Below are 8,660 nucleotides of genomic sequence, written 5' to 3'. Positions count from 1 at the left end.
CGCGGCACCAGCCGAAACAACGCCTGGCTGCAGCTACGGATCGCCGGGCTGAACCTCCGCAGGCTCCTGAAGCTCGGACTCACCAGCGAACACGGATCCTGGGCCATCGCGTGAGGGCCGCCCCAAGGCCCTGGAAAGACCCGGAGGGCCCCTCGGCACCAGGCCTCCGCCCCAAACCGACAACTGACCACCCAACGGAATCCGAACCGGCCACCCGCACACGCCCGAAGGGCCGGGCAAAGCGCTCACGCGCCCGCCCGACCCCTCTCAAAAGCGATTAGTTCAGCAGTCTCCTAGCTGGCTTTCGCGGCGCTGCCGGCCAGGGCAGCCGGTGCCAGCGCGGCGGGTGCCAGCGCAACCGGTGCCACGGCTGCGGGCCGTGTCGTGGCGGGGCGCTTGGTCGCCCCCGAACGGTCCACCACCAGGCCGGTCGCGGCGTTCTCGCGCACGGCGGTGATCCCCGCCGCCGCGCCCTTAATGGTGCTGAACAGCGGAGAAACGGCCACTACCGTTCCGTCCGGCGCCGTCAGCCGGAAAAAATAAGCCTTGTCGCCAGCTTGCGCGATCTCAAACATGCCTGCCAAACCGGAGCCTCCCCAATTGATTGCGTCTTTGCAATGGCCGGCGGAAAGAACGGGAATCCGCCGGACTTTTTCGAGCCTAGCGTGGGTGATGGAGGCCACACAACGCTACTGACCGGTACGTTACAGCCGGTGACCGCGGTCACTCATTTGGCGTTGTCGTAGGAGTCCACGACGGCCACGCTGACCGGAAATTCCACGGGGATCCGGCCGAACAGTAGCTCCTTCGCCGCGGTTGCGGAGTCCTCGATGGCCCGGACGCAGTCCGCGACGGCCGCTTCCGGGCAGTGGACCATGACTTCGTCGTGCAGGAAAAATACGAGTTCGCCTGCGGCGCCGCCGGCCGCCCTCATGGCGCGCAGGCGCCGCCGGAGTTCCGCCAGCCAGCAGGCGGCCCAGTCGGCCGCCGAACCCTGCACCACGAAGTTCCGGGTGAAACGGCCGCGCGATCTGGCGAGCGCGTCCGCCCGGCGCTGTTCTTCCGCGGTGCTGGATTGCTGGCTGCGCAGCCAGCGCTCCGACGGCGGCGGGCTGCTCCGGCCCAGGCGTGAGGTGACGGTCCTGCCGGCTTCGCCGTCGCGGGCCGCCTGTTCAACGAAGCCCACGGCGTGCGGATAGGTCCGGGCGAGCTGGGGCATCAGCCGGCCGGACTCGCCGGTGGTCGCCCCGTAGATGGCCCCGAGGAGGGCCACCTTGGCCTTCGCCCGGTCGCCGCCGAAGCCCTGGGCGGCGATGCCGGCGTAGAGGTCCTTGTCCCGGGCGGCCTCAGCCATCCTGGCATCCTGGGCCAGCGCCACGAGCACCCGCGGTTCCAACTGCGACGCATCAGCAACGATTAGTTTGTGCCCGGGATCGGCGTGGACCGCGCCGCGGACCTGGCGCGGGATCTGCAGCGCCCCGCCGCCGCGCGAGGCCCACCGTCCCGACACCACGCCGCCCACGACGTACTCAGGCCGGAACCTGCCATGCTGCACCCAGGCATCAAGCCACGCCCAGCCGTTGGCCGCGTGCAGACGCGCGAGCTTCTTGTAGACCAGCAGCGGCACGATTGCGGGGTGGTTGGATTCCTTCAATTCCCACTGGCGGGTGGTCTTCACCTCGATGCCGTTGCGGTGCAGCGCGCGCATGAGCTCCTGCGGGGAATCCGGGTTCAGCGACGGCGAATGCAGCAATTGCCGCAGTTCAGCTGTCAGCGCTTCAAGTTTGGCCGGGCGCTGTCCCGGGGCCGGTCGGGGGCCCAGCTGCTCGGCAAGGATCTGCTCGTGCAGTTCCGCCCGCCACGGAACACCCGTGTGCTGCATTTCGGCCGCGATCACGGCCGCGGCGGATTCTGCTGCCAGCAGCAGCTGCAGCCGCTGGCGCCGGTTGGCATCGGCGGCGGGATCCGGGGTGGTGCCGGGGACCGTTCCGGCTTGGCGGAGGGCCTCCTGCTGGGCGGCGTACTCGACGCGGAGTTCTTCCAGGGATGAACCGCGACGCCGGGCGGAGGCCGGGGCGTCGAAGAGCGCCCCCTGCTCTGGCGGCGGGGGAGGCGGCTGCAGGGCACGCGGCGGCGGGTGGAGTTCGTCGTCCTGAGTCAGCTTCTCCGCAGCCTGGGCATAGGCCGTGTGGGCGGTGAAGGCCGAATGGGCCAGGATCGAACCGCACAGCGTGAGATCGTAGCAGCGCTCAAGCTCCACCCCGGCGCGCAGCAGCGAGGGATACCAGTCCTGTGTGCGCTGCCAGATCCAGCGCGGCCGCCGCTCCTCGAACCCGCGGACGACGCCCGCAAGCTCGCCGGTGCTGACCACGCGCGGTTGCGGGTTGGACGGTTCAGGGATGCCCTGGGCGGTGAGTTCCTGCAGCGCCGCGCCGTCGGGGTGGGCGGCGAGCAGCAGGTACATAGGTCAATTCTGCCCTGCCCCGGGGCATGCTCTGCGCGCTGCCCCTCGGCGGCCGGGACCCGCCGGCTTATCCACATAGCCGACGACGGAGGTTACGCCGCCCGGAAGAGGCAGGCACAGTGGCAACATGAACAGGCATCAGCACCCCGGTCCCGGCGAGTCGCCCCCGCGGGAACCGGTGCCATGGCATCCGGAGGAATCCGCGGAAACCCTGCTGGTCACCGGCGTTGAGGCGCTGCGCGCCGACGTGGAACGCATCGTCGCGGCCGCCGGTGGCCATCTGCGGACGGTGCAGGACATTGCCGGGGCCGCGCCCTTCTGGGACGCCGCGGCGGCCGTGCTGGTCGGCAGCGACATCCGTGACCTGCCGCCGCGACGCCAAGCGCCGGCGGTTCTGGTGGGCCTCCGCAGCGACGGCGACGGGCTGTGGCATCTGGCCGCGGCCATCGGGGCCGAACGCGTCGCGGTCCTGCCCGATGCCGCCGCTTGGCTCGCGGAGCACCTGAGCCGGTCCCGGGCACCGGAGGACGGCGGACTCGTCCTGGGCGTCATCGGCGGCTGCGGCGGTGCCGGTGCCACGACCGCCGCCGTCTGGATCGCCCAGGCAGCGGCCGGACTCGGCGTCCGGGCGCTCCTGATAGACGGAGATCCCTGGGGTGGCGGGCTGGAATTGGCGCTGGCCGCAGAAGACGCCTACGGGCTCCGCTGGCCGGACCTGGCCGGGGCGAGCGGCAGCATCGACCCCGCCCAGCTCGACGACGCCCTGCCGACGGCCGGAGGCTTCCCGTTCCTGTCGTGGCCGGGTACCGGGGACCGGGCCGCCGACATCGACGCAGCCACCGTCGCCGGCGTCCTCGATGCCGCCCGGCGCGGGTGCGAGCTGGCCGTGCTGGATATCGGCCGGGGCCGCGAAACACTGCGGTCCTTCGCCTGGGAATGCGACCGGATCATCGTCGTCGCACCGGCCCGGCTGCGGGCGGCCGTCGCCACGGCCCGGCTCCTGCAGGAGCTTCCCCCGGTGGACACCGCACTGGTGGTCCGGGCCGGGCCGGGCGCTGCCCTGGACGCGCCCCTGATCGCCGACTCCGTGGGGATTCCGCTGCACGGGATCATGCCCGAAATCAAAGGCCTGGCCGCGGCAACGGAATTCGGCCGCCTCCTGGAAACCGGCCGGCGGCGCGCTGCCCGGCGCTTCGCCGCCGGCCTTCTGGACCTCAACGGGGCGGACGACTGATGAGTGCACATTCAGCCGTGCAATCGGCGGGCCCGCACCAGGTGACCCGACGGGCGCCGGGACGCCGCAGCGCGCCCGGAGCTCCGGACCAGAAACTGCTGGAGTCCGTGCGCGAATCCGTCCTGGCCGAAGCCGTTCCGGTGACCCCGTCAAGGGTGGCGGCCGCTGTCCAGGCTAGCGGACGGCTGCTTGGCACGGCCGGCGCCCTGGCTGCGGTGGAGAGCATCAGCGCCGAACTTAATGGGCTGGGCCCGTTGCAGCCCCTCACGCGGGACCCGGACGTCACGGACATCTTCGTCAACGGCCCGGAGTCGGTCTGGCTGGACCGCGGCAACGGCCTGGAGCGGGCAGCCGTCGTCTTTTCCGGGGAGCCGCAGATCCGCGCCCTGGCGGCACGGCTGGTGGCCGCCGGCGGCCGCCGGTTGGATGACAGTTCGCCGTGCGTCGACGTCAGGCTCGACGGCGGCTACCGGGTCCACGCGGTCCTGCCGCCGATATCCACGGCCGGGACCCTCCTCAGCGTGCGCATCCGCCGGAGCACGGTCTTCACCATGCCGGAGTTGCGCCGCGACGGAATGTTCGGGACCGGGACCGGCGGCGGCCTGGTCCAGTCCGTGCTCGAACGCATGGTGGCGGGCCGGCTGAGCTTCCTCATCAGCGGCGCCACGGGCTCGGGCAAGACCACGCTGCTGGCGACACTGCTGGGGCTATGTGACGCCGGGGAACGGCTCGTCCTGATTGAGGACGCGGCGGAATTGAATCCGGTCCACCCGCATGTGGTCTCGCTCGAGTCCCGACACGGCAACCTGGAAGGCGGCGGTGCCGTCGATCTGGGCGAACTGGTCCGCCAGGCCCTGAGGATGCGGCCGGACCGGCTGGTCGTCGGCGAATGCCGCGGCGCGGAAGTCAGGGAGCTGCTGTCAGCGATGAATACCGGGCATGCGGGAGCCGGCGGGACCATCCATGCCAATGCCGCGGCGGCCGTCCCGGCCCGGCTTGCCGCGCTCGGGGCGCTCGCAGGCATGGGCCAGGACGCCGTGCGCCTGCAGGTGGCCAGCGCCATCGATGCCGTCGTGCATGTCGAACGGACCGGAGCCGGCCGTCGGGTGGTGAGTATCGGAATCATGGACCCCCGGGACACCGGGCTGGCCGTCAGTGTTGCTCTGGACATGAGCGGGGACCGGGTCCGCCGGGGGCCCGCGTGGCTGGCGCTGGCGGACCGGCTCGACCTGGATCCGGCCGGCGAAGGCGGCGCCGCTACACCGTCCCGAGCAGGGCTGACCCCGGCTGCCCGCTCTCTCGCTGCCCGGTCACCCGCTGCGCGGTCCGAGGCGCGGCCCTCGGGGCCGGATACTGAACCCGCGCGATCATGGACTCCGCCGTGACCGCCGTCCTGGTCATCACGCTGGCTCTGGCGGTGTGGCTGGCATTTCCCGCCCGGGGTGCGGGGCGACGTGCCCGCAACGCCCTGGAAAGTGCAGGCATGCACGGTTCCGCAGCCCGGGGGCACCGACAACCTGGTCCGCAAGCCGGCCGGCGTCCCGGGCCGCTGAGCCCGCAACTGGCAAACCGGCCGTGGAACCACCGCAGGGCCGTCCCCGGATCCCGCCTCCTGCTGGCCGGAAGAAGAGCCGGGACGGGGACCGCCCCGATGGCGGCCGTGGTCCAGCAACTCGCCGCGCTGCTGAAAGGCGGACGCACCCCCGCCCGGCTGTGGGACGAACTGTGGGTTCTCTACGGCCGGGACGATGCGGAGGACCGGTCCCCGGGCCGGAGCGGAGGCCCCGACCCGGCCCCGGAGGGTTCCGGGGCCGGGCTCGCTCCTGAAGCCCTCACGATCCTCGGGGCAGCACGCGCCGCCGCCCTGCGGGGGACTTCGGTGGCCGAGGCAATCCGCCGGGCAGCGTCCGGGAGCGGATTGACCGGCCGCGACACGCACGTCTGGGGTGAGCTTGCGGCGTGCTTCGACACCTCAGAAGCCAGCGGCTGCCCCCTGGCGGACGTCCTGGCACGCTTCGCCCACCACCTGGAGGCGGAGGCCGACGCCGAGGCGGCCCGGCGGACCGCCCTGGCCGGGCCTCGTACAACGGTCCGCCTGCTGACCTGGCTGCCGGTGTCGGGTTTGGGGCTCGGACTGCTCCTCGGCGTCGATCCGATGGCGACGATCTTCGGGAGCCCGTGGGGCGTCATGGCGCTGGCCGCCGGTATCGGCCTGACCGCCGCCGGCCGGATGTGGTCCGCACGGCTTGTCCGTGCCGCCGCAGGAGCGCCAGCGTGACTCGGCCCCCGCCGTGAAACCGGAGGCAGCCGGGGCCCTGGTGGCCCTTTGCCTTGCCGGCGCATCCGTCGTGGTCCTGGCGCACTCCGGGCGTGTCCGCGGAAGACTCCGGCGCCAAGTTCCAGGCCCGGCGGACCGGACGGGCCGTGGCCGGGCGCCCCGGGAACGCAACCCGGCTGAAGATCCGGGGTTCCCTGGGCTGCGGGACACCGCCATGATGCTGGAACTGATCGGCGCCATGCTGGACGCAGGAGCCGGGCTGGGACGGTCGCTGGAACTTATCGCCACCCTGGTGCCGCCGGAACTCGCCCGGCAGTTGCGGCCTGTGGCGTCGGCTCTGGCCATCGGCGCGGACTGGAAGACAGCATGGCACAGTTCCGGTGCCCAGGTGCCGCAGCTTCGTGCGCTGCGGGACGGCCTGACCTTTGCCGCGCTCACGGGCGCCCCGTCCTCGGCACTGCTCTACGCCCAGGCCGCCCGGCTGCGCCGCGAACGGCACAGGGCCGCCGAGCAGCGTGCGGCGGCCCTCGGGGTGAAGCTCGTTGTTCCGCTGGGCCTGTGCTCGCTGCCGGCCTTTGTCTGCCTCGGTGTCGTCCCTGTACTCCTGGGTCTGCTACCGGCCTGACTCCGGCCGGCTCGGACAGCAGCGTGGCCGGACCGCACGGGCCCCAAGGTTTATTCAAGTTGCTGGGGGATACCGTGTGGGAAGGCACCGTCGGAGTATGAGCGGTCTCGTGCGTCGGCTACTCACAGCGCTTCCTTGGCGCCTCAAATCCCGGAACTTCTGGGAATTGCTATCCAGTGGGAGCCACGTCAGGGGGGCAGATCAATGAAACGACTGCAAAAAGCAGGCGTAATCGCAGCGCTGAACCTATTAGTCTTAGCCGGTCTGGCGGTCGGCGCCAGCCCGGCTTCCGCCGCACCGACGTGCCAGCCGGGCGCGCCGCAGCCAACCAACCAGTATCCGGGCACAACGGTCATCGCGACCAATTTCGAGTCGGGCAGCATCACATCGTCGGGCTTTGCGGCGCCCTTCACAGCCGGGACCGGCACCGCCGATGTCTCCTCAGCTGAGCAGCATTCGGGCCGCTGTTCGGCGCATGTCCACGTGACGACGGATGCCGGCTCCGTGGCCAACTTCTCGGCGCCGCTTCCCGCCGGCAGCAATGAAGTCTACGCCGACGGCTGGTTCAACATCACCAAGGAGGGCGTGGCAGGCAACAACGTCCCCTACTTCCGCTTCTTCAACGGAAACACCCGGTTCGTGGACGTCTACCGCTCCAACGGCGGCGTCGGCCCGCTGTGGCTCCGCGTCGCAGCGCCCAACGGAACACTCGGCTACACCAACCTGAAGACCAACGTCCCGCTGGGAACGTGGCACCACCTGGTCATGCACGTCATCCCCAACGGCGCCTCCACCACCGTCGAAATATGGTTCGACGGCAAGCTCCTGTATTCCAGCAAGCAGGTCGCCACGGGCTTCAATGAGGTCACCAAGATGCAGTTGGGCGCCGAACACCGGCGGCAGGCCGGCGACAGCTATATCGATGATGTCGTCATCAAGGCCGGGAAGGCCGGCGGACAGCTCCCCGGAACGTTCAACCCCACCTCGCCCACCCGGGTCCTGGATACCCGGAACAGTGCCCCGGTCAAGGCCGACTCCGCCGTCACGTTCCAGGTCGCCGGCGCCAACGGGATCCCGGCCAAGGTGTCCGCGGTCGTCTTCAACCTCACAGTGACCCAGCCGCGGTCCCTCGGGTTCATCACGGCCTATGCCTCCGGCACGGCCCGGCCCAACGCCTCGAACCTGAACTTCTCTGCCGGGCAGACGGTGCCGAACCTGGTGACGGTCCCGGTCGGCGCTGACGGCAAAGTGACGCTGTTCAACAGGTCCTCGGGGTCCTCACAGCTGATCGCGGACGTCACCGGCTATTACGTCACCGGCACACCGGCGACGGCGGGCGCGTTCAAGAGCCTGCAGCCTGCCAGGCTGCTGGACACCCGCAACAGCGCCGCCGTCCGTGCCGATTCCGCGGTGTCCTTCCAGGTCGCCGGGGCCAACGGCATTCCCGCCTCGGTCGCCGCCGTGGTGTTCAACCTGACGGTGACCCAGCCGAAGTCCCTGGGCTTCATCACCGCCTACGCCTCCGGCAAGGCCCGGCCGAATGCCTCGAACCTGAACTTCTCCGCCGGGCAGACGGTCCCGAACCTGGTCACGGTCCCGGTCGGCGCCGACGGGAAGGTGACGCTGTTCAACCGGTCCGCCGGCACCTCCCAGCTGATCGCCGACGTCGCCGGGTACTACCTGCCCGGCACACCGACCGCGACGGGCGCGTTCAAGGCCCTCGGACCCACCCGGGTCCTGGACACCCGCAACACCGCCCCGGTCAAGGCCGACTCCGCCGTCACATTCCAGGTCGCCGGCGCCAACGGCGTCCCGACCGGTGCGCTGGCAGCGGTGTTCAACCTGACCGTCACCTCGCCGAAGTCCTTCGGCTTCATCACCGCCTACCCGTCCGGTTCGGCCCGGCCCAACGCGTCGAACCTGAACTTCTCCACCGGGCAGACCGTCCCCAACCTGGCCAACGTGCCGGTCGGCTCCGACGGGCGGGTGGCGCTGTTCAACCGCTCCTCCGGCTCCGCCCAGCTCATCGCCGACCTCGCCGGGTACTTCCTGCCCTAAC

General features: G+C 70.9%; 7 protein-coding genes. 5 read left to right on the top strand and 2 right to left on the bottom strand.

Going from position 1 to position 8,660, the window contains the following annotated elements; all coding sequences use genetic code 11:
• Nucleotides 1–293: 293 nt before the first annotated feature.
• Together CFN17_RS01935 and CFN17_RS01930 are read right to left on the bottom strand one after the other, a co-directional pair.
• Nucleotides 294–575: a YegP family protein gene (locus CFN17_RS01935; protein ID WP_261792433.1), complete on the bottom strand. Its 282-nt coding sequence runs from the start codon at nucleotides 573–575 to the stop codon at nucleotides 294–296.
• A 152-nt stretch (nucleotides 576–727) separates the two neighbouring features.
• Entirely contained in the window at nucleotides 728–2,464 is a 1,737-nt protein-coding gene (locus tag CFN17_RS01930; RefSeq protein ID WP_208749721.1) for a bifunctional 3'-5' exonuclease/DNA polymerase, read from the bottom strand.
• Between the two features lie 127 nt (nucleotides 2,465–2,591).
• Between CFN17_RS01930 and ssd the strand changes: the two genes are divergently transcribed.
• From ssd to CFN17_RS19780, 5 genes are all read left to right on the top strand, one after another.
• Nucleotides 2,592–3,698 (top strand): septum site-determining protein Ssd, encoded by a 1,107-nt coding sequence (gene ssd / locus CFN17_RS01925; RefSeq protein ID WP_208749720.1) that lies wholly within the window; start codon nucleotides 2,592–2,594, stop codon nucleotides 3,696–3,698.
• Nucleotides 3,698–5,083, top strand: coding sequence for a TadA family conjugal transfer-associated ATPase (locus CFN17_RS01920; RefSeq protein WP_208749719.1), 1,386 nt, complete (start codon nucleotides 3,698–3,700; stop codon nucleotides 5,081–5,083). Before ssd ends, CFN17_RS01920 begins: the two co-directional genes overlap by 1 nt.
• Before the next feature lie 266 nt (nucleotides 5,084–5,349).
• Nucleotides 5,350–5,976 carry a type II secretion system F family protein gene (locus CFN17_RS01915; protein ID WP_315968647.1) on the top strand — a complete coding sequence of 209 codons (627 nt, stop codon included), beginning with the start codon at nucleotides 5,350–5,352 and terminating at the stop codon, nucleotides 5,974–5,976.
• Nucleotides 5,977–6,190: 214 nt separating this feature from the next.
• Nucleotides 6,191–6,601 carry a type II secretion system F family protein gene (locus tag CFN17_RS01910; RefSeq protein ID WP_395925942.1) on the top strand — a complete coding sequence of 137 codons (411 nt, stop codon included), beginning with the start codon at nucleotides 6,191–6,193 and terminating at the stop codon, nucleotides 6,599–6,601.
• Between the two features lie 483 nt (nucleotides 6,602–7,084).
• Nucleotides 7,085–8,659 (top strand): LamG domain-containing protein, encoded by a 1,575-nt coding sequence (locus CFN17_RS19780; protein WP_261792310.1) that lies wholly within the window; start codon nucleotides 7,085–7,087, stop codon nucleotides 8,657–8,659.
• Nucleotide 8,660: the final 1 nt, after the last annotated feature.

The sequence above is a fragment of the Arthrobacter sp. PM3 genome, assembly GCF_003352915.1.
In the GTDB taxonomy this organism is placed as follows: domain Bacteria; phylum Actinomycetota; class Actinomycetes; order Actinomycetales; family Micrococcaceae; genus Arthrobacter.
Note: the sequence above shows the minus strand (reverse complement) of the source record. Positions and strands in the feature narration are given on the sequence as shown.